Genomic DNA, 21,544 nt, shown 5'->3' on the forward strand with positions numbered 1-21,544 from the left:
GCGCTGGTTGTTGAACCAGTCCACCCATTCCGCGGTGGCGAGTTCGACGTCGGCAAGGCCGTGCCAGGGCTTGCGCGGTTTGATCAGCTCCGTTTTGTAGAGGCCGATCTGGGACTCCATGAGGGCGTTGTCCAGGGCGTCTCCGACGGCGCCGATCGAAGCGTCGATGCCGGCCTGAAGAAGGTGGGCAGTGAACGCGAAAGACGTGTACTGGCTGCCCGCATCCGAGTGATGCACCAGCCCTGGCCCAGCGGGAGTTCCGGCACAGTCCCGACGCCACAACGCCATATCCAGGGCATCGAGTACGAGCTTGGCCCGTTGCTGGTGGACGCGGACCAACCGATCGACAAACTCGCCGTCCGTATGGACGAATGCCGCCGCGTCGTCGACGGCATCAAAGTCACCGTCGCCGAGCTGGCCTCCTGCGAGCCACTGCTCGATCTCCCAGTCGGACCGTTCCCGGCGGAACTCGAGGTCGCACGGACGGTTAGTCCACAGAGCCTGGTCGCCTTCGAAGGTAAATTTTGCTCCGTCCCACCCGGCCTGCCCGGCGCCCAGAGGTGCTGGTCAGACAGCGCGACGGTCCTGGACTGCTTCAGCCGCCGAGTCGTCGGCTGGTCCATCGCCGAGCACATGCGCACCGAACTGGTCGCCGACGCGATGCGTATGGCCGCCGCCACCCGCGGCACCCTGACCGGATCGATCTCCCACTCCGATCACGGGGCCCAGTACGGATCGAGGGAGTTCGCCGATCTATGCCGGGAGTTGGGCGCCATCCGCTCCATGGGAGCGGTCGGCACCAGCGCCGACAACGCCCCTGCGAGAGCTTCCACGCAAACCTGAAACGCGAGACGCTCCAGGGCGCCCACCGCTACGACGACGCCATCACCTGCCGCTACAACGTCTTGCGGTGTTTGACCCGTTACAACACGCGACGGCTCCACTCCGCGAACGGGCAGCGTGTCCACTCCGGCGGGGATAGGCCCATGTATGTGATGTCGCCGTACCAACTGGTGTTCAGCGTGTTCGCGGTGAAGCCGGGCATCACCAGGTGCGGCGCGGTCTCGTCCGCGATCGTCGTCCACTTCCTCTTCTGCAGGTGCCGGCCAAGGATGTGATTGATCCACATCAGCCGGGTGAGGCGCTTGTGATTGATCCTGCGTCCCCCTGCCCGCAACGCGGCATGGACGCCCGGGGCGCCGTAGGTGCCACGGTGTTCGGCGCGGATCTCGCCCACGGTCCGCTTCTCCTCGGCCCGGCGCTCGGTACGGGCCTGTTCGATGGACAGGTGCCGGTAGTAGCCGGTTCGGGATGCCCCGGGCACCCGGCAGATCCGCTGCACGCCGAGGTCGGCGCGGTTGTCGGAGATGAAGACCAGCAGCCGGGGCTCACTTCACCTCCCGACGAAGTAGACGGCCGCTCGGCGCAGGATCTCGCGCTCCAGCTGCCACTCTTGCTCGACCTTGAGTAGCCCGGCGTTCTCCGCCCGCAACCGGGCATCTCTTCCGCCTCGCTTCCGCGGCCGGGCACGCCTGGGGATCATCCTTGCGGACTCAGGTCCCCAGCGACTCCGCGGTGATCCCGAGAGCCCGTCCACCGCCGTGCACGTCCGCAGCGCGATGGAGCCCGACCGCGTCAGGGTGTCCCACTCCAAAGGATCAGCCTTACCAGCGACGCCTGCCCCGCAACGACATCGGCAAAACCGTCAGACGCTTCGAGACGCTGGTCGCACTGTGTGACGCCCGAAGATAAAGATCAAGCTAAGCGCCAGTAAGAACGTGGCAGTCCCCACGGTGGTGGATTTCGAGAAGGCCTGGATAGGGTCGTTCCTCAGTCTTCGACCAGGGAGGGTCTGTCGAATGTCGCAGCAAGGCGACTCCAAGGATGTGGTGGCCGCTCCGGAGCGGGTCCGGGAGGTTGAAGGTTTCCTCGCTCGTTTCAGCGAGTGGGCGTCACACCGCGTCGACATCGCCGGTCTGCTGCTTGTGGGGTCGTACGCACGCAACGCCGCACGCCCCGACTCCGATGTCGATGTCATCCTTTTGACCACCGAAGAAACCCGGTACCTGAACGACGACGCCTGGGCCGCAGAACTCGGCCTCGGCGACCTCGTGCGTGCTCAGTCGTTCGGGGCCATCACCGAACGCCGCCATGTCACCCAATCCGGTCTTGAGGTAGAGGTCGGGATCGGTTCTCCAACCTGGGCGGCCACCGCTCCTGTTGATCCGGGAACGCGTCAAGTCATCACCGACGGCGCCTGCATCCTCCACGACCCCACAGGACTCCTCAAAAGCCTTGTGGCTGCCTGCTGAATACAGCATCGCCTTCACCACCGCACGGGCACTAAGCCGAACTGTCGCCATCACCCACAACGAGCAGTTCCAACCAGCAGGAGGCCGCCTCCTACGGGAGGATCACCGCCGCTCTCCCCGTCTCCGCCGAGCGTATTCTCTTCCTCTCCGACCGGCCCGGCGAGCTGGACGCGGCCCGCGCCACCAGCTGGCGCACCGTCGGCATCCGGCGGCCCGGAGAGCCGTACTACGAGCAAGGCGTCGGCAATCACTCGGAGGCGGGCACGTTCAACGCCACGACAAGGGTGAACTGACAGCTGCGGACGTGGTGCTGGTCGATCAGAACGGCGCCGGGGTGGACGGCGGGAAGCCCTCAGCGGAGGCCGATCTGCACGCGCGCGTGGCCGCCCTGACCGGTGCGGGCGCAGTGATCCACGTGCACACGGTGGCCTCGGTGGCGATGGGCCGACGCGAACCGGGCTACATCGTGTTCAAGGACCTGGAGATGCTGAAGGGTGTCGGCCAACCCGCGCACGGCACCGCGGTGACGCTGCCTGTCATCGGCAACAGTCAGGACATGAAGGAGCTGGGCGACCGGCTGGAGGCGGCCCGTGATCCGCGGATGCCGACGGTCCTCGTCGCCGGCACGGCCTGTATGTGTGGGGTGCCACGCCGCGGCAGGCGCGGCACCACACGGAGGTCGTGGAGTGGCTGCTCGAACTCGCCCTGACCGAGGAGTAGTCCAAGGCCACTTCAGCGGCATCAACCGAGGCGCTCCCCGGGCAGCTCGCCCGCCGACACCTCAAGGAACCCGCGCTCAGTGACGAGGCTCGTCACCAGACGGCCCGGTGGCACGTCGAACGCTGGGTTGTGGCCACGGGATGCGGCGGGCGCGGTGCGGGCGCCGTCCCACTCCAACACCTCATCCTCATCGCGCAGTTCGATGTGAATCGCGTCGCCGTATGCAGTCTTCAGGTCGACCGTGGTCGTCGGTGCGGCGACGAGGAACGGGATGCCGGCGTCGGCGCAAGCCAGGGCGACGCCCAGGGTCCCTACCTTGTTCGCGGTGTCGCCGTTGGCCGCGATCCTGTCGGCGCCGACGATCGCCGCGTCGACCTCCCCGCGCAGGACGGTACCCGCCGCGGCGCCATCGGCTTGCACATAGTGGGGTATGCCCTCCTGGACGAGTTCCCAGGCGGTGAGGCGTTAGCCCTGGAGCAGCGGTCGGCTCTCGTCGGCGTAGACGACCTCCAGGCGGCCGCGGGCGTTGAGTTCACGGATGAGGCCGAGGGCCGTGCCCCAGCCTCCGGTAGCGAGGCGCCGGTATTGCAGTGCATCAGGATGCGCAGCGGATGGTCCTCGCCGACACGCGCGAGCAGCCAGTCCGCGCCGTGGGCACTCATGGCGCGGTTGGCCTCGACGTCCTCGCGCTGCACGGCGACCGCTTCGGCCAGGACTGCGTTGAGGCCCTTGCAAGCCGCTCGGCGACACGGTCCACGCACACAGTCAGATTTACCGCGGTCGGACGCGCCGCACGAACCCGCGCGATCTCAGCATGCAGTCGTGCAACCTCCCAGTTCTCTCGCTCGCTCTGCATCAGCGCGGGCCGACGCCATAGGAGCCGGCGGCGCCGATGGCGGGGGCCCCGCGGACGACGAGACGCTGGATCGCGCGCTAGGTCATCAGCGCGCTTAGCACACTCTCCGCACTTTTCTATCCTCGAGTGCTTTATGGTGTGGGCGGAACGGCATCAACTACCGCAAACTTAGGATAGTCCAGACAAAAGCGAATACTATGCCCGAGTCCAGGCAATGGGGAACGGGATTGGCGCCCGATAACCCCTAGCGTCCAACGGCGTGGCAATCTAAAGTTCCAGGATATACACTTTTTCAAACAAGTTGAAATTACACCGGAAGGTCAGCCCATTCAAAGTGTCCGAACTTCATCAATCTCTCACATTTCCTTGATCGCTCCGGAGAAGTCGCTATCAGTCATTGCTGCCGTAGGAGAAGGCGATGGGTCCTTGGAGGCCGTCGGTGACACAGCGTGCGTCTGCAGGGAAGACTAGCGACCGTGGACAACGAGAACCGACGGTGCCGGCGCGGCGCTGCTGCCGCTGGGGGCTGGCTTCTCGTGGCCTGTTGGTAGGAGTCGCTGTAGTTGTGGTCGCGTTCCAAAGCCAGGACCGTTCAGTTATCACTACTGACTCGCGGCGCACGACTGTGGAAGCCTCTGCTGCGCTGTGCGGCACAGGATGGACGTCTCCGCGGTCAGGGAAGCAGAGGCTCGACGTCCACAACTCGGGCTGGCGTCCCGTCGAAGTTTTCCTAACGAATGTGAAGGACGGCGCGGTATACGCCGAAGTCGAGGGACTGGCACCGGGCACAACACGTGAGCTCCAGGTCCAGCTTGGCAATGGTGGCTATGCCTTCAAGTGCGTGCCCGACGATGCCGACGCCGTAGTTGGACCGACTGTACGGATCAGGGGCTCTCGAAACGTCAGTGGTCCGGCAGCGCTGCCCGTCACCCAGCACGACCTCATTCCTCCCACCATCGCGTACCAGCGGTGGGTGACGGGGCAGATGGACGCACTCGTCCGTTGCACGAGCAGTCTCCGTCAGGCCGTGGATGCAGGCGAGTTGGGTAAGGCCCGTTCACTCTGGCGTGCGTCACACCAGGTGTATGAGCGGATGGGTGCCGCCTACGGCACCTTCGGAGAAGCCGACCAAGCAATCAACGGGTCGGACGCCGGACTGCCTGACGGAGTACACGACGACGGCTTCACCGGTTTCCACCGACTCGAGCAGGGCCTGTGGCACGACGACTCTGTGGCGCGGCTTCGCCCCATCGCTGTCCGGCTTCTCAGGGACGTACGCCAATTACGCAAGCGGTGGACGCACGAGCGGATGGATCCTCTCGATCTCGGCCTGCGGGCACATGAGGTTTTGGAGAACACGCTCCAGACCGAGTTGACGGGCCGAAACGACTACGGAAGTGGGACGGGATTGGCCACTGCCCGCGCGAACCTGGAGGGGACTCGCGCAGTACTCACGCGGCTGCGTCCTGTACTGGCGCAGCGGGACTTCGACCTGCCGTATTTGGAGCGCTCGCTGAACAGGCTGGAGCGAACCTTGAACGTGCGCCGTGACAACCGCTGGGTCCCCGTGGCGGAGCTGGATCGGAGCCACCGCGAGCACATCAATGCCGCCATGGGTACGGCAGTGGAAGAGCTGGCCAAAGTAGCGGCTCTGTGCGACATTCGGAGGAATTCATGACCCTCAGCGCCTCGCGCCGCGGCTTCCTACGCGTGGCAGCTGGCGGTGGTCTGGTCGCGTCGAATGCGCTCGCGACCGACGTCTGCTCTGAAGCCCCGCAGGTATCGCCAGTCCCCTTTCACGGCCGTCATCAGGCAGGCATCCTGACCCCACCTCAACCCTCGACCGCATACGTCACCTTCGACGTTACGGCTGAGAACCGTCGAGAACTCGCCAACCTCTTTCGCACCATCACCGACCGGGCCAGGAGGCTTACTGCTGGTGGGTCATTCCCTACAGCCGGCATCACTGCCCCGCCGACTGACTCTGGCACTCTGGGGGGCGAGCCACCGGCCGGGGGCCTCACGGTCACTGCAGCTGTCGGAGCTTCACTGTTCGACAGCCGTTTCGGCCTAGCCGCCCGCAAGCCACTGCGTCTCACACGCATGCGCTCATTTCCCGATGATGATCTGCAGGACGACTGGTGTCACGGAGATCTGAGTCTGCAGTTCTGTGGCTCCGCTCCCGACGTGGTGCTCCGCGCGCTGCGCGACATCACACGTCACACGCGAGGCGCCATGCAGGCGCGCTGGCGTCTGGACGGTTTCCTTGCTCCGCCGCGCCCTAGCGGGGCGCCACGCAATCACATGGGCTTCAAGGACGGCACGGTCAACCCTGATGTGCATGACCCTCACGCTATGGACCGTACTGTCTGGGCAGCTTCCGGCGAACCCTCTTGGGCGAAGGACGGAAGCTACCAAGTCGTACGCGTAATAAGGATGTTGGTGGAATTTTGGGACCGTGTCTCGCTCACTGAGCAGGAGCGGATGTTCGGCCGCCAGCGCGCCAGCGGAGCTCCGCTAGACGGTAACCACGAGAACGACATACCTGACTACCCCGCTGACCCAAAGGGAGATGTCATCCCTTTGAATAGCCACATCCGAATGGCCAATCCTCGTACGTCCCACAGCGATGGAAGTCAGATGTTGCGCCGTTCCTACAATTATGACCGGGGAGTCGATTCTAACGGGAACCTCGATATGGGCCTGCTCTTCTGCAGCTACCAGGGAGATCTGCGGCGGCAATTCGAGGCCGTACAGCGGAGACTTTCGGGAGAGCCTCTAACTGACTACATCTCTCCGATCGGCGGGGGCTACTTCTTTGCACTGCCCGGTGTGGCCGACGAACAGGACTGGCTGGGGAGGGAACTGTGTAGATGATATGTGATAAATGTGAAGACCAATGCAACTTGCGTTCTACTCCCCTGACGCGTCCAGGTGTCCGCTGGCATCGTGTGCATGCCGAACCACGAACATCCATGCGACTTAAGGGGATGTAGGCGATGACAGTTAGGCAAATACGACGGGAACGGTGGGCTCGGGCAGGCGCGATCGCGACGGCCGCGGCGCTCATCGTGCTCGGCACAGGCCAGCCAAGCTGGGCTGCTGCGCCCCACAGCGGTGATGCCGAATCGGCCTCTCCGGTCAAGCATCTGGTAGTCATCTTCGATGAGAACATTTCATTCGATCACTACTTCGCCACCTACCCGAACGCAACCAATGAGAACGGCACCAGGTTCACACCCTCCAAAGACACACCAAAGGACATCGACACTCTGGCCCATGCAGGGCTGATCGATGACAATCCGAACCAGTACGCTCCTAAACGGCTGGGACCCGCCCAGGGAATGACTTGCGATCAGAAGCACGACTACGGCAACGAGCAACACGCCTACAACGGCGGTTCGGCAGACAAGTTCGTGGAGAACACCGAGTCCAGCAAGTGCTCCGGCGGACTATTCGGTGAACCAGGTCTGGTGATGGACTACTACGACGGCAATACGGTGACCGCCCTGTGGAACTACGCACAGCATTACGCGATGAGCGACAGATCCTTCGGCGATGTCTACGGGCCGTCGACCCCGGGTGCAATCGATGTGGTCTCTGGCAACACCCATGGTGTCGTGTCCGCCGAGGCAGGCTCAGGCACAGAGGATCCGCAACAGACAACTAAGCCACAAAACTTCGTGCAGACCCCGGATCACCAAGGCGTAGGCACACTCATCAGTGACCCCCATCCGGCCTTTGACGACTGCTCAGACAACGACCACACCTCTGACGATCCCACCGCTATTATGAAAGGTCGCAACATCGGTGACCTGCTGAACGCGAAGGGCGTCAGCTGGGGCTGGTTCCAGGGCGGCTTTCGTCCGGCAACCCCATGGGACGGCAAGCAGGGACACTACGCCGAGTGCCAGTCCCAAACGCATGCGAACGCCGGCGGGGCACAGGTCGTCGATTACATACCTCACCACGAGCCCTTCCAGTACTACAAGTCAACCGCGAACCCACACCACTTGCCTCCTAAGAACACTCGCGAGATCGGCCACGATGGGCAGGCCAATCACCAGTACGACATCGAGGACTTTGACTCCGCACTCAAGACAGCTCGACTCCCGTCTGTCAGCTATCTGAAAGCGCCTGGGTACCAGGACGGCCACGCTGGTACGTCGTCGCCGCTTGACGAGCAACACTTCTTGACTTCCACCATCAACAAGATCCAGCGATCTCCGCAGTGGAAGGACACCGCCATCGTCGTCGCCTACGACGACTCCGACGGCTGGTACGACCACGTGATGGCACCGGTGAAAAACGGCTCGGAAGACAGCGCTGTCGACTCCACCGGCCGGCAGACCGACGGACCCGCTTGTCAGGCCGGACCGGCGGCAGCCGGTGGGTACAAGGACCGCTGCTCACCCGGAGCACGCCAGCCCCTGCTGGTTATCAGCCCGTACAGCAAGGTTAACAAGGTCGATCACACCCCCACACAGCAGTCATCCGTACTCAAGTTCATCGAGGACAACTGGCATCTGGGACGGCTCGGAGACGCATCATTCGATGTCCAAGCAGGCTCGTTGAACAGTCTCTTCGACTTCGGGAACCCCCACCAGGAGCAGTTGCTCTTGAACGCGAATGGTTCAGTTCGCTCCCTCACGCCAACGCCTCGCCGCATTCCGACCGTCAGTTCAGCCTCAGTCGACAGCACTCTCTATGACCGCCTGCAGGCTACGGTGCCGTCGAGCCATGACTCTCAGGAAATCTCCGTCCTGACAGTTGCGGCAAGCATCGGCGGCCTAGTTGTCGGAGCAGTGGCGCTCCACAGGATTCGAACACGGCGCGCCGCGGGCCATCCAGCCCTGTAGCTCCCCCAGGGTGTGTCACCGCCGCTTCGGACCGAGGCGGCGGGCCTGACCACGAAAATAACGGTTCCCCAAAATGCGCCAGTGAAATCTCGCATCTCTTTGACGTTTACTTCCCGCATGTCAGGACATTTTAGTCTCACGTTGGCTTAACAGATGAATGTCGGTAGCATTCACCCATAGTGCTTGTGAGTAGCATCACACTTCTCTTGAAAGCCTTGAGTTGTTCCACACTCGAAGGCGAACTTTATTAAGGCAGGCAACGGCTGCCGATTAGCGCATTGTGCTAAGAAAGATCCCGATCAGGCGCGCGCTGCGGAGGAAGATGATGGCCGTATACGTCCTCGGAACAGGTCTCTCTCATGACGGGTCCTCTTGTCTCATTAAGGATGGCCGCATAGTCGCCGCTATCGAGAAAGAGAGGATTACGCGCAAGAAGCATGATGGGTTTAATGATGACCTGACATTGCAGGCTTGTCTCGACATTGCGGGCGTCGGATGGCGAGATATTGATCTCCTCGTTGAGAACAACACGGTTAATGCCTATGATGACCAGGATCAGGCCCGCCGTGGTGGCCGCATAATTCCCGACTTTGTCCCCCGGGTAAATATCTCTCACCATCTCGCTCACGCGTATAGCGTGGTGGGAACTAGCCCTCTCGAGCAGATGACCGTAGCGGTCATCGATGGACGAGGAAGCAGCCTCAACAACTGCATCGACACGCCGGACGAAGTTCTCCCCTGTGAGTTCAGGGGCCTCTCCGAAGAGGAAAAGGCTGGCCTTTGGGAAAAGGAAAGCGTCTATTCCTATTCCAATGGTGAGCTTTTGCCTGTATTCAAGGACTTTTCGCCACTTCGCCGAACTTTGATCGACGTTGAGCATCCGATCCTGCCTCGTTCGCTCGGGCATGGGATTGGCGCTATGTACGGCGCAGTTTCGCGTTATGTATTCGGGAAAAATTTTTCGGACGGGAAACTGATGGGCCTCGCCCCGTACGGAAATTCGGATAGCCACGACTTCCCGCTCTTTGATCTGCGCGACGGCCGTGTTTTCAACCGATATGACTGGATAGACCGGTTCCCTGCTGAGATGAGGGGAACGGGCACCAACTTGAAGCAGAATTTCGAGACGTACGCCAACTTGGCCCTCCACGTACAGACAGAGTGTGAGCGTGCCATACTTTACATCCTGGAGAGTTACCGCAGGGGCACTGGGATAGGTAAGCTAGGTTATGCTGGCGGTGTCGCGCTCAACGCGGTCTGCAATGGGAAGATAATTTCAGGAACCGGATACGAGGATCTCTATATTCAACCGGCTGCCGGAGATAACGGTATTGCTATCGGGTGTGCGTATTACGGCTGGCTAAAGACGCTTGGAAACGACAGGGTGCCGCACGACGGCACGACTTGGTTTGCCTCCGAGTATGGCGACGCGGTAATTGAGAAAACGCTTTCCAAGTTCTCAGATGAAATTATCTGGACTGGCCCCCACGACATTGAGGGCCGGGCTCAACTTGCAGCGCAGAGTATTTCGGAGGGTCAGGTGCTCGGTTGGTTTCAGGGTAAATCTGAATTCGGCCCCCGGGCGCTGGGCCACCGCAGCATCATTGCCGACCCGCGCCGCGGGGACATGCGGGATCACATCAACGCCAACGTGAAGTTCCGCGAGGATTTCCGTCCGTTCGCCCCGTCAGTCCTAGCAACCTACGCAGCCGAATACTTCGAGGGTGTCACTGTGAGTCCGTATATGATTCAGGTGGCACAGGTGCCCGAGGCCCTGCAGAGCGCCATTCCTGCCGTTGTACACCAGGATGGATCCGCTCGGTTGCAAACAGTCACCGAAGACATAAACCCTCGTTACGCCAAGCTTCTCGCCGAGATGAAAAGCCTGACCGGCCTCCCCATGGTCATCAACACTTCCTTGAACCGGCGTGGCATGCCGATCGTGGAGACCCCCGACGAAGCCGTGCGGCTTCTTCTGGAGACAGGTCTCGACGCTCTTGTCCTTGAGGGATACATCGTACGAAGCCGCTGAGCGTCGTTGCGCTGCAGTGAGCGTTTTTCAACCTCGTAACGCTGACTGCAAGTTGGACGTCACTGCGAAGCGACGAAGCTCCTGGTAGACGGGTTCTCGACCAAGATCACCCATGTCCGCTAGGAGCTTCGAGTGCTTGTCTACACGTCGGCGATTGAGCTGTCCAGCCGCACCCTGCGGTACCTGAGCAGGCAACTCGCCGCTCGGCAGTGGGAGATCGGGACACGGTGGCGGCGCCTGCCGACAACTCGCCTAGCCCTGCTGGCCCTGGCCCATCTGCGATGCGGAGACACCTACGCTCAGCTAAAGACCGTGTCCTACATGGTCAGTTGGTAGTTGTACTGGTCATGGGGAGTGGACGGTGGGGATGGATCGTTCCGGACGGACTGTGGGAGATAGCGAAGCCGTTGCTCCCGCCGGCCTGGGTGCGCCCGCAGGGCGGTGGGGTCGCGAACATCGATGATGAGGCGGTTTTCGCAGCGATCATCTACGTGCTGGTCAGCGGGTACGCCTGGCGAGCTTTACCCCCGTGCTTCGGTGCGTCGAAGTCGACCGTGCACCGTCGCTTCGTCATCTGGTCGAGAGCCGGGGTGTGGGGCCGGCTGCATCAGAAGAGTCTCCAACTCCTGGACGAAGAGAACTTGATCGACCTGTCCCGGGCGGTCCTGGACTCCGCCCACGTCCGTGCTAAAAAAGGAGCGAACTTGCAGGTCCGAGCCCCGTGGACCGGGGCAGGCCAGGTTCCAAGATGCACGTCCTGTCCGACGCGGACGGACTGCCCCTACGCGTCGGGCTCTCCGCGGCCAACACCCACGACAGCCAGGCCCTGAAACCGATGCTGTCCCATTTCCACATGGGACACGAATCCCACGCAACGGAATCGAAGCCCCGCCGTCTCCACGCCGACAAGGCGTACGTTGTACCCCACCTGCGGCGATGACTCTGGGGCAAGCACATCGGGGTCCGTATCGCCCGCAAGGGCATCGACTCCAGCGAGCGGCTCGGTCGCCGCAGGTGGGTCATCGAACGCACGATGTCCTGGCTGACCGGCTACCGCCGACTCAACCACCGCTACGAGCGGAAACCAGGCAACTACCTGGCCTTTCTCGGATTGGCAGCCGCTCTCTGCTGCTACAAACGGTTCCTCAAGCTGACCATGTAGGGCATGGTCTAAGCCGCAGGGTTCGGCATCAGGATCGCGACCGTGTTCCGGTACATACGAGAGGCCGTCGAAGTGTTGGCGGCTCTTGCTCCGTCCCTGACCGAGGTGATGCGGACGATGCAGGAGAAGGCGTTCGTCATTTCCGACGGCACCCTGCCGCCGATCGACCGGATCGCCGCCGACACCCCGTATTATTCGGGGAAAGCACAAACGGCACGGCATGAACGTCCGGTCCTCACCGATCCGCCTGGTCGCCTGCTCTGGGCCTCGCCGGCTCTGCCCGGCTCGACTCACGACCTGACCGCCGCGCGGCAGTACGGGATCAACGAAGCCCTTGCCAACGCGGGACTCAAGTGTTGGGCAGACAGTGAAGATGGCTGATGGCGTCACCGACAGATCTGTGCCTTGGGCTGACTGATCGGAATCTCGTGTCCTTGCCTTGATCAAGGCGTACCAAGGGGCCGGCGGGACCATTCGGGTTCCGTTCCGGGGCAGTCGGCTCAAGCGGTGGAAGCGCCGTCACAACAGCAGTCACGCCAAGATCCGCTGTCATGGCGTCCGCGAAGCGCAGGCACGGACTGACGGGGATGAGGTACAAATCGATGTTGAGGCGGCAACACCTTCTGACGTGGCCAGATCGCAGCCGAGTGTTATCCGTTTGCCCCCTGGTAGCGCTGCGCGCTCCAGTTCCACAACCGCCGTGCTGCCATAAACGCCGCGGCCCCTATCAGCGGCGAAGCCACTGCTGCCCACTGAGGCGCAAGCGTTCCAGACACATGTCCGGTGACAACGGCCGCTGGAATGTACGCGATGAAAGCCACAGGCAGGAGGTAGGTCAGCAGCAGATGGGGCACGAGCGGGAGGATGCTCAGCGGGTAGACCGACACCATTGTGACAACACCCTGCAGCCAGGTCGACCAGTATTGCCATCCCGTGAAGTGCATAGTGATGCTGGACATCACGACCAGCACGGCTCCCTCCATGAAGAAGCCGCCCAGGATGCCCGCGACCAACATGATCACGCGCCACAGGGTCCACGTCAGGTCGAACCATGAGACGGCACAACCAAACATGATGACCGCAACTATGAGGTCTCCCAGCGCGTTCACACTGAGCCATGACAGCTGCACCTGGCGGAACAAGGGGAGCGGTCGCAGCAGGTAAGCGTCCAGCCTCCCCTCCCGGACAATCCTGCCCATCATGTCGATCGGCCCCAACAATAGGGCCACCAAGCCGTGGCTGCACATGCGCATACTGGCCAGTAGCAATACCTGCGGGCTCGTCCAGCCCCCGACACCGGGGAACCGCGTGAGGAGCACCGTTGCGAACACCACGACTGAGCTCTGCCACATCACTCCCAGGGCGATGCTGAGCAGGAAGTCCGTTCGGTACTCGAATCCCGCCCGGAAGTTGGTCATCGAAATTGACCAGGCCACGCGGGTCGCATGCCATCGACCCTGTCCCGTAAGCATGTCAGCCTCCCTGTACTCCGACGCGGCATACCGCCCGGCTCCAGATCCAACGGTTGAGTGCGGCCAAGGCCGCCGCCCATACGAGCTGAGCAACGAGTGACTGCCCGATACCGGCACCGTGAGTTCGGCCTGTGTAAATGGACATGGGAATGTTAACTACGTAGCCAAACGGGGCGATGGCGCTGGCTTTCTGGAACCATTCAGGGAAGAACCAGAGCGGCGCGAAACCTCCGGAGAGGAACGTCTGCACAAACTCAGTCAGCTTGATCACCTGGCGGTTTACCACGGTCCAGAAACACACCAGATCCACCAGAAGCCGAAGCTCATGCGCTATAACCTGCCCCAGAACCAGCGACAGAAGAGCGATCAAACCTACGGTTGTGGTGGTCGGGCCGGCCAGTACCCCGAATGACAGACACACTATGTAACCGACGGTCACCCACGTCAGCGCGTAGAGCGTATCCCCGAGGGCGCGGGCGAAGTAGTATGCGCGTGGCTTCATAGGGCGCAGGAACCAATAGAGCACGGTTCCAGCTGAAATATGGTCCGCGAGTGTGTCTGCGGTGAGAGCGCCGGCGCGGAGCTGTGTGACCATGGCCGCCACTACCACGTAGGTGACTGTCTGGTCGACTGTCATTCCCGCCGCAGTAGGTGCATGAGCGTAGAGCGCGTGCCACAGAGTCACCGAGACGGCGATCCAGAAGACTACCCGTAGAAGAGTGCCCATCAGGCGTCCCGACAGGAGGACTTCAGTCAGCGCCGTCACGCGCCCCACAAGGATGACCCTCGGGACGTATCTGGCCTTCATCCCTCGCGACCCTCCTGCAGGGCACTTGCAGGCAGGCGTGATGCTCCAGGGCGCGCTCCAGCCCGCGTATACACCTCTCTCATGACCTCTTCGAGGTCTGCTGCTTCGATAGAGAAGCTCTCGGCTGGTACCTGTTTGGCTATCACTGCGATTGCCTGCTGGGGGCTTAGCAGTGCATCCTGCCCCGCCCCGACGAGTAGGTCGGTGCCTGCTCGGCTGATGACGTGCAGCCCCTCGGGCAGATTCGGTTCTTCTCCCGGGTGCCTCAGTCCGATGCGAATGCGCCAGCTTCCGCCATAGTCAGCGCGTATCTCTCGCAGGGTGCTGTCCAGAACGATCCGCCCGCGGTTGATGACCAGGACACGCGACGAAAGGCGTTCAACTTCGCCCATGTCATGAGTAGTCAGCAGCACAGTGCGGCCGCGCTCTTGTACCTGTGCGCGCACGAACTCCCGCACCTGCTCTTTGACCACGGCGTCCATACCGATAGTCGGCTCGTCGAGAAAGACAACGGGCGGATCGTGCAGAAGCGCAGCGGCCAGATCACAGCGGACCCGTTGCCCGAGTGAGAGGTGGCGGACCCGCGTGTCCCAGAATTGCGACAGGTTCAGCAGATCATCGAACTCCCGAAGCCGCGCGGAGTATGCCCCGGGGTCGATTCCGTAGATGTCGCGCAGGACGGCGAATGACTGCTTAGCCGGTAAATCCCACCAGAGCTGTGTGCGCTGCCCGAACACAGCCCCGATCCGATAGGCGTTGCGCTCCCGATTTTTGTGCGGAACGAGACCGGCCACAGTGACTTCCCCGGAGGTCGGTACGACAATGCCGGTCAGCATCTTGATGAGCGTTGATTTACCCGCCCCGTTCGGGCCCAGCAGCGAGACAAGCTGTCCCTCGGGCACTGTGAAGCTGGCGTCGCTTACCGCCTGCTTGACCACACGATGTGGCGCGATCAGCGAACGGAGAGCTCCGCGCACACCGGAAACACGCTGCACGGTGTGGAAGTCCTTCGTGACGTTACGTACGTGGATCATGAGCCCTCGGATGCCTTACCAAAGGAACTGGAAAGCCAGGTGGACGGCTGGTACACCCTTCGTCCGGTGCGAACAATGGCGAGCGTGATTTCCAGGGCATGTAGGCAGAACTGCTCGTCCAGGCTGAGGGCTGCCCCAGTGCGGAGGCTGCGCGCCAGGTCGGCGACGCCAGCTCCGAAATCGATGTAGTGAGTGTCCTCGTATGGTGCAGGCGGGGCTGCATAGACCAGTTCTTCGCGGGGGCCCAGGTAACCTAGCCGGACGTCACACTTTCCTGGCGGAGTTGTCTTTTGAAAAGTGACGAGGGAATCTTGGCGCATGACATCCTCGACGGTCAGAACACCTGCATCGCCGACGATAGTTAGCGAGTAGTCGCGCGGAGCCAGCCCACTAGCGCTCAGCCGTGTGACGACCCCTGAGCCGTGCGTGAGGGTCCAGTGCGCAGAGTTGGGACCGAGCCCGTCCGCGGCCATGTCGGTGGGCACCAGGACATCCGTGGCTCCGGCCAGTTCTGTCACGCCGCCGAAAAGCCGCAGAAGCCACGTGAGTTGATAGCCGAGGTGCTCCAGGACTGCCCCGGCGGCGAACTCGTCGTCGGCCGGCCACGGGTTACCCGACGGACTGATCCAGTCGGCGTGGTTCATGGAATACACCATCCCGTCGTCCAGGGACGCGTACACCATGAGCGGACGCCCGATGAGGTCTGAGGCGAGGGCTTCCTCGACCGCATTCGCACATGCTCCCAGCGCTGTGGAGGGCGCGGAGCTTAGTCGGAGGCCCGCCTCTCGGGCCAGCGCCCACAGCTCCTGTGCCTCCTGCATGGTCATAGCCACTGGCTTCTCACTGAACACATGACGACCTGCATGGAGGGCTGCTTTGGTCACCGGGTAGTGACTCTCAATGGATGTTGCGTTGATGATGATGTCGCAATCTGATGCGAGCGCCTGCGCCAAGCTACCGAATGCGGTGATTTTATAGTGACGGGTGAAGCGCTTAAGCCGACCAGAATTCGCATCGAACGCCCCGATGACGCGCAATTCGGGCCGTACGGCGCAACATTGGAGATAGAAGTCTGCGGCGTAGCCGCAGCCGATGACCACTACACGCGTGGGCGACGGCGACGTGGCGGTCATCGTTCTGCTCCTTGCAAGCTTCGCAGTGCGTCGATCAGAGAAGTAGGCACAGGGACGCCGTACTGCGCGGCGTGCCGGCGTGCTGCGGGGTAGCTCTGTCCTGGAGTCCGCAACGGATGTCGGGCATCCGTAGGCTCCAGCTCCCGCAAGCGGTTCATTGCTGCGCTTAGCGCGGTCTCGTAGGCGTTGTGTCCTGTGCCCATAGCTGCTCGGGGCGAGCAGATAAGCATCAGTCCTCCTGCGAGTTGCCCGTCGCTTGTAGTGTGCCCGGACAGCGCGGAAAGAGCCGCGACGAGCAGGGCCAGTGAAGTGCCCTTGTGTCCGCCAAGCGGTGAGAGAGCGCCGTTGTCGTAGAAGTCCTGCGCGGAGGAGCTCAGTCGTCCTTCACGATCGACAACTCCGTTAGCGGCGATGGGGTGCTGAAGTGTGCGTCCAAGCCGCAGGTGTCCCATCGTGGTAGTCGAGGTAGCGAGGTCGACGACAAGCACCTCATCCTGGGCCGGGGCTGCGAACGCAATCGGATTTGTGCCGAACACCCGTTGAGCAGAGCCGGCTGGCGCCACAGTCGCCTCGCCCGGAACCCATGCAGACCCGGTCACCATTAAGGCGACCGCACCGGCAGCAGCAGCCTGCTCGACATAAGCACCCAGTCTGCCCGAATTGCGCAGATCGTTCAGCAGCACCAGGCACATACCGTGTCGCCGGGCAATGCCGACCGCTCTATCGATCACCGTTGGTAGGGCGTACTGCGCAAACCCGCCGCGGAGGTCAGCGGTCAGAGATGTGCCCTCCTCACTCATCCGCGGGGTGGCCGAGGGGTCTATGGTCCCCGTTCGAACCAGCTTCACGAGTGAAGGCACCAGCATGAGTCCGTGACTGCTGTGGCGCAGCACCTCGGCATCCACGATCTGCTCTGCGACCGCTTCGGCTACGGGGCGCGGCACACCCCCGTGAACGAGAGCGCCAACACACAGGCTGGTGAGGGCAGGAAGGCTCATCACCTGATTCATAGGGTTCCCAGCCGTCCCGTCAGCCGTTTCCGCGATCGTCGGGAACGACCACATCGTCGCCTGGGTCCGACTTGAGGAGGCGGGTGTGCTGGGAGGCAACCTTGTGGAACATGTTGACGTACTGATCGATACGAGAGCGGTCGAACTTCTTGAACGGAGGGACAGTGAACGCTCGCAGATTCTCCGCCACAGGCAGGCTTACTGACATTGCGGCGCCAGGCCTGGCGGTCGGGAGGTTTCCAGCGTAAACGTCGTAGTCGAAGACGGGGTGCTGGTGCAGCGGCTCTCGAATGATGTTGCGCGTGTATGCGGGGAACCCCTCGGCCCGAATCGCCCTCATGAAGCCGTGGGCAGACAATCCGTCGAGCTGGTCAGCGACATAAAGGCCGTGGGGCTGGTACCAGGCCCCCATCGTTCGGTCGTCGCCCGCCGGCGGCCGGTGCGCCAGGAGCCCAGGGATAGTGCGCATCTGGTCCCAGAAGTAGGTCATGGCAGCGTCGACTTCGGCCATCCGCTCGTCCAGGCGGTTGAGCTGCACGCGTCCCAGCGCGGCACTGACCGGGTGCAGCCGTGAAGTGACTCCGCCCAGCGGCAAGCCCTTCCAGCGCAAAAGCTCCTGGTTGCGGATGTATTCCTCGTTAAAGCGGAAGTTCTGGCTCCAGGCGAGTACGCGTTCGTACAGATCACGGTCATCGGTCACGACGATGCCGCCTTCGCCGACAGCGATGGGTTTGCCGCTGAAAGAAAACGCAGCGATGTCACTAAGACTTCCGGTGGTCTTGCCGCGGAACCGCGATCCGTGCGCGTGTGAAGCGTCCTCGACGATGGCGATGCCGTGGCGCTCGCCGATGTCCCGCAACGTGTCCATGTCTGCCGGATAGCCCAGCATGTGAACGGCCACGATCGCTCGTGTGCGCGGTGTGATGCGCTTTTCTACGTTGGTTGGATCGATGTTCATGGTGGTCGGTTGGACATCGGCGAAAACGACGTCGGCGCCCAGGCTCATGGCAGGCATTGCAGTAGCCCAGTACGTCGTGGAGGGCACAATCACCTCGTCTCCCCGCCTGACGCCTGCGGCCCAGAGCGCGGCCTGCACTGCCGCCGTACCGTTCACTTGGCCAACGGCGTAGCGCACCCCACAGTAGGCGGCGAACTCACGCTCGAGCGCGGCGACGTTCCCTGACCCTTCAAAGTTGGGGAACCCGAGGACGCTCAGTGCCGCCTTTTCCGCCTCGTCGTCCAGCACGGGCCAGACGAACAGGTCGCTGTGTCCGTCAGGCTCCAGTGCACATGGGCCGCCGAGCAGGGCAAGTTCTTCGGACATATTTTCACTCCTTCAGTGAGACGAATATTCATTTGCGGGTTCGGTGAGGTTTGCCAGGATTTCGAGTCCGATATGAATTAGCAGCAATGCGCGAACCCAGGTCTGTTCTGGAATGCCAAAGGTCAGCCGGAGCAATGTCGCCGGCTCTTCTCTTCCCCGCACGCTCATGACCTCTTCAGGGATGGTCCGCACTCCGAAGAAGTGGACCAGCAGCGCGAATACGTCAAATGCGCATGAGAGACCGAGTCGGCGCGCGACGTCGCTCTTGAGCAAGGGTGCGCAGTCCACCATGACGAAGAAACCGGATTCAGGCTGTCGTGGAACGGAGAACCATTGGCTGAGGCCGCTTGCCAGAAAGCGCTCCATCGACGACCGGACCACGTCCGCGGAGAGAGATCCCTCGCCACGGTCGATCAGGGTGCCTGCCGTCTCGCGGCAGATCGCCGCGGCTCTGGCACGGACATCGGGAGATTCCGACTTGTCGACTCCTTTGAGGGTCGCCAGGGCCAGAGTCGCCTTTGCAGCGTAACTGTCGGGGGCATGTTCTGATTGCCACGTAAGCCGTTGACCGATATGTGGCGATGCCAGCACGTGCTGCAACGCGGTTTGCACAAAGGTCGGGACCCAGCCCACCGAGGTCTCCACCAGCCGGCTCAGAGGCTTGCCCAGACCTGGCGTGGATACGAGCAGGCCCACACGGCAATCGGCGATGCCGAGGGGCTTTGACAGACCTAGCAACTGGTGCGCTGGAATATCGCTGCGTAGAAACGAGCCGACCTCTGAGAGGGGGGCGCGGATCGAGTGGTAGGCGAGATCTTCGACGGGCACGATCCCGGCTTCGGTCAGCACCTCGGCAAGCTCGTCCACTTCAGATTGCCGGTACAGGTCGCCGCCCTGGGTCGGGTTAATGTGCAGCCAGGTGACCACTCGCGGTGGCGTCGGCAGACGTCCTGCGGCTGTGGCCGTCTCCCAATCCAGTCCGAAACGGGCCAGGAGCGGAGAAAGCAGTCTCTGAAGGACTGAATCGATCTCCCGCGGCCGGTCCGGCCATTGTGGGACGGAGGCGACCTCAGCGCGGGCGGCATCGAGCAGATCTGGTGAGGCTGAGTGCCCCAGACGGCTGAGCAAGGCAGCGAGCCACACTTCGACTTGGGCGGCGGCGGACTTAGTCCATTGCGCTACTTTGTCCCTTTCAAGGGAACGGATCGACGTATACAGCAGATCCGGTGTGCACCGAAACCCGTTATCTGGCTCCAGCAGCACTGTCCGGCCGCCTGCTCGTTCCGCATGCGGAATGAAAAATCCATAGATCGGGTGTGCGGACAGCACGACGTCGCCGTCGCGGCGTATCAGGTGACGGCAGAGCAGGTCGTACAGGTGTACGGTCCCGGCCCCAACCGTCACATCCAAGTTAGCTGAGGGTATTTCGCCCTCAGCCTTCAGGAAGGAACGCACCGCATCGCACAGCCGCTCCTGCGCCTGGGGGCCGTAGTACCCGCGCACCCGGTCCATGTCACTGACCGAACGGACGATTTCATTAAGAAACTCCGGGGCCGCCGGCCAGTAGGGATTACCTGAGTCCAGGCTGTTCTCACTCTCCAGCAAACCACCGAAAAGAAACTCTCTCCAATTCGACCCAAGCGCCCCTGACGGAAGCAATACATTAAACATGTTATTACTGAGAAACTCGAAACGCTCAATGTCCCCCATGTCGACGGTTGAACGTGAATAAAGATCTTCGAGCAGTGAATTGAACCTGGCTAGGTCACTCTGCCGCATGCAACAACCCTCAATCTCCACAAATGGTCGGGCTAGCCGTCTACGACAGGCTCTGCGCGACGGCGGTGAGATACTCGGCGTCTGCCTTCTCGCCTGCCGAGAAACTCCACAGGGCAAGATCGACAGTATTGGCAAGGGCGTAGCGTCGCGCTCGTTCCGTGTCTGTGCCAGTCATCTCGTGCATCAGGCTCAGTCGTACCTGCTGACGTTTCCTCAGCTGGCCCACGTCGCGCGTCTGCATCCAGGGATTGCGAAGCATCGGGGCAAGATCAGCTTCCCTCGGCCCTCGTAGGCACTTGGGGTCTATGGCCACCCAGTCGCTCTGCGACAACAAGATGTTCTGATGATGTAGATCGTTGTGCAGGATCACGGGATCCGTTGTCGGCTGCCATGTTTCGAATACCTCAAGAGCCTGCTCCAGGAGGCTTCTGGGCATGAGGTCCTGCTCACTGTTCCACCGCGCGCGCATGACGTGCGGACGGGTGCCGATGTAGTCGTCGAGACCCGAGCCTGCAGGAAGCCGCGAGGTAGGCACTGCCCATAGGGATGTGAGGACCTGGGCGATGATCTTCGTCTGCTTCCGATCGTCCAGTTCTGCTGCGGCGAGTGGCTGGCCTGAACGGATCTCCTCGAAGAGCAGTGCCCCCAGAGAATCGTCGCGCTCGTAGAGCGAGGGCACCGCGGCCCCCTGGTAGGCGGCCAGGCCAGCCGCCTCTCGGGTGGCTTCCTCGTTAGGCGGCGACAGCTTGAGGACGGCTTTTCCTGCAGGCCCTCCGCGAACCTTGAACACTGCGCCGTAGCGGGAGTCGAAGATGTCCTGCACTTCAACTCCCCAACGACGCGACAGGGAGTGGACGAGTACGGGAAGCGAAGTCAGCCAACTTCGATCCTCCTCGGTGCGAGAAGCGGCTCTCACCAGCCGCTCAGGCAGGGGGAGTTCTGGTTTCGTCACTGAGCCGTCCACCTCTCTCCGACCGTTGGTCGCTCACTACGCGCAGCCCGAGACTGGGGACCGTCATGACTCCGGGTTTTTTCGCGCATGC

Annotated in this window: 14 protein-coding genes and 8 pseudogenes; 11 read left to right on the forward strand and 11 right to left on the reverse strand. The window is 62.2% G+C overall.

The window, feature by feature from the left end; all coding sequences use genetic code 11:
* Window positions 1-243, reverse strand: a pseudogene (locus ABZY33_RS32435) (integrase core domain-containing protein); the annotation flags it as partial.
* A gap of 333 nt (window positions 244-576) precedes the next feature.
* Here ABZY33_RS32435 and ABZY33_RS32440 point away from each other — a divergent pair.
* Window positions 577-959 (forward strand): annotated as a pseudogene (locus tag ABZY33_RS32440) (DDE-type integrase/transposase/recombinase); the annotation flags it as partial.
* Here the strand turns inward: ABZY33_RS32440 and ABZY33_RS32445 are convergent.
* On the reverse strand, window positions 923-1,342 hold the full coding sequence (locus tag ABZY33_RS32445) for an IS3 family transposase (RefSeq protein WP_356495294.1): 420 nt from the start codon (window positions 1,340-1,342) through the stop codon (window positions 923-925). The pseudogene ABZY33_RS32440 and the gene ABZY33_RS32445 sit on opposite strands and share 37 nt — an antisense overlap.
* A 517-nt stretch (window positions 1,343-1,859) precedes the next feature.
* Here ABZY33_RS32445 and ABZY33_RS32450 point away from each other — a divergent pair.
* Both ABZY33_RS32450 and ABZY33_RS32455 read left to right on the forward strand, forming a co-directional pair.
* Window positions 1,860-2,312, forward strand: a complete 453-nt coding sequence (locus ABZY33_RS32450) for a nucleotidyltransferase domain-containing protein (RefSeq protein WP_356495295.1) — start codon at window positions 1,860-1,862, stop codon at window positions 2,310-2,312.
* A 274-nt stretch (window positions 2,313-2,586) separates the two neighbouring features.
* Window positions 2,587-3,032 (forward strand): annotated as a pseudogene (locus ABZY33_RS32455) (class II aldolase/adducin family protein); the annotation flags it as partial.
* Between the two features lie 21 nt (window positions 3,033-3,053).
* Here the strand turns inward: ABZY33_RS32455 and mtnA are convergent.
* Window positions 3,054-3,962: pseudogene (gene mtnA, locus ABZY33_RS32460) on the reverse strand (S-methyl-5-thioribose-1-phosphate isomerase); the annotation flags it as partial.
* Window positions 3,963-4,627: 665 nt separating this feature from the next.
* On the opposite strand from mtnA, the gene ABZY33_RS32465 reads away from it, so the two are divergent.
* The 8 genes and pseudogenes from ABZY33_RS32465 to ABZY33_RS32500 form a co-directional block, all read left to right on the forward strand.
* Window positions 4,628-5,566 carry an EfeM/EfeO family lipoprotein gene (locus ABZY33_RS32465; RefSeq protein WP_356495296.1) on the forward strand — a complete coding sequence of 313 codons (939 nt, stop codon included), beginning with the start codon at window positions 4,628-4,630 and terminating at the stop codon, window positions 5,564-5,566.
* Complete coding sequence (gene efeB / locus ABZY33_RS32470) at window positions 5,563-6,765, forward strand: iron uptake transporter deferrochelatase/peroxidase subunit (protein ID WP_356495297.1); 1,203 nt, start codon at window positions 5,563-5,565, stop codon at window positions 6,763-6,765. The genes ABZY33_RS32465 and efeB overlap by 4 nt, the downstream gene beginning before the upstream one ends.
* Before the next feature lie 122 nt (window positions 6,766-6,887).
* Window positions 6,888-8,747 (forward strand): alkaline phosphatase family protein, encoded by a 1,860-nt coding sequence (locus tag ABZY33_RS32475; protein WP_356495298.1) that lies wholly within the window; start codon window positions 6,888-6,890, stop codon window positions 8,745-8,747.
* Window positions 8,748-9,072: 325 nt separating this feature from the next.
* Window positions 9,073-9,216 (forward strand): annotated as a pseudogene (locus ABZY33_RS32480) (carbamoyltransferase N-terminal domain-containing protein); the annotation flags it as partial.
* Window positions 9,217-9,411: 195 nt separating this feature from the next.
* On the forward strand, window positions 9,412-10,779 hold the full coding sequence (locus ABZY33_RS32485) for a carbamoyltransferase C-terminal domain-containing protein (RefSeq protein ID WP_356495311.1): 1,368 nt from the start codon (window positions 9,412-9,414) through the stop codon (window positions 10,777-10,779).
* A 132-nt stretch (window positions 10,780-10,911) separates the two neighbouring features.
* A pseudogene (locus ABZY33_RS32490) lies at window positions 10,912-11,085 on the forward strand (IS5/IS1182 family transposase); the annotation flags it as partial.
* Between the two features lie 41 nt (window positions 11,086-11,126).
* Window positions 11,127-11,941: pseudogene (locus ABZY33_RS32495) on the forward strand (IS5 family transposase).
* Between the two features lie 12 nt (window positions 11,942-11,953).
* Window positions 11,954-12,653, forward strand: a pseudogene (locus tag ABZY33_RS32500) (hypothetical protein); the annotation flags it as partial.
* On the opposite strand, the gene ABZY33_RS32505 reads toward ABZY33_RS32500, so the two are convergent.
* From ABZY33_RS32505 to ABZY33_RS32540, 8 genes are read right to left on the reverse strand one after another with little or no spacing between them, the layout of a single operon-like run.
* Complete coding sequence (locus tag ABZY33_RS32505; RefSeq protein WP_356495299.1) at window positions 12,592-13,413, reverse strand: ABC-2 family transporter protein; 822 nt, start codon at window positions 13,411-13,413, stop codon at window positions 12,592-12,594. The pseudogene ABZY33_RS32500 and the gene ABZY33_RS32505 overlap by 62 nt on opposite strands.
* Window position 13,414: 1 nt before the next feature.
* A complete protein-coding gene (locus tag ABZY33_RS32510) occupies window positions 13,415-14,221 on the reverse strand; it encodes an ABC-2 family transporter protein (RefSeq protein WP_356495300.1) in 807 nt (268 codons plus the stop codon).
* Window positions 14,218-15,255, reverse strand: coding sequence for an ATP-binding cassette domain-containing protein (locus tag ABZY33_RS32515; protein ID WP_356495301.1), 1,038 nt, complete (start codon window positions 15,253-15,255; stop codon window positions 14,218-14,220). Before ABZY33_RS32515 ends, ABZY33_RS32510 begins: the two co-directional genes overlap by 4 nt.
* The gene (locus ABZY33_RS32520; protein WP_356495302.1) at window positions 15,252-16,388 is read right to left on the reverse strand and encodes a Gfo/Idh/MocA family oxidoreductase; all 1,137 of its coding nucleotides are present in this window, start codon (window positions 16,386-16,388) and stop codon (window positions 15,252-15,254) included. The genes ABZY33_RS32515 and ABZY33_RS32520 overlap by 4 nt, the downstream gene beginning before the upstream one ends.
* Entirely contained in the window at window positions 16,385-17,398 is a 1,014-nt protein-coding gene (locus ABZY33_RS32525; RefSeq protein ID WP_356495303.1) for an Ldh family oxidoreductase, read from the reverse strand. Before ABZY33_RS32525 ends, ABZY33_RS32520 begins: the two co-directional genes overlap by 4 nt.
* Window positions 17,399-17,417: 19 nt before the next feature.
* Window positions 17,418-18,722 (reverse strand): aminotransferase class V-fold PLP-dependent enzyme, encoded by a 1,305-nt coding sequence (locus tag ABZY33_RS32530; protein ID WP_356495304.1) that lies wholly within the window; start codon window positions 18,720-18,722, stop codon window positions 17,418-17,420.
* A 12-nt stretch (window positions 18,723-18,734) separates the two neighbouring features.
* Window positions 18,735-20,501: an aminotransferase class I/II-fold pyridoxal phosphate-dependent enzyme gene (locus ABZY33_RS32535; protein WP_356495305.1), complete on the reverse strand. Its 1,767-nt coding sequence runs from the start codon at window positions 20,499-20,501 to the stop codon at window positions 18,735-18,737.
* 40 nt (window positions 20,502-20,541) lie between these two features.
* On the reverse strand, window positions 20,542-21,324 hold the full coding sequence (locus ABZY33_RS32540; RefSeq protein ID WP_356495306.1) for an aminoglycoside phosphotransferase family protein: 783 nt from the start codon (window positions 21,322-21,324) through the stop codon (window positions 20,542-20,544).
* Window positions 21,325-21,544: the final 220 nt, after the last annotated feature.

Origin of the sequence: Streptomyces sp. NPDC006552 (assembly GCF_040611655.1) — a bacterium.
Lineage (GTDB): Bacteria > Actinomycetota > Actinomycetes > Streptomycetales > Streptomycetaceae > Streptomyces.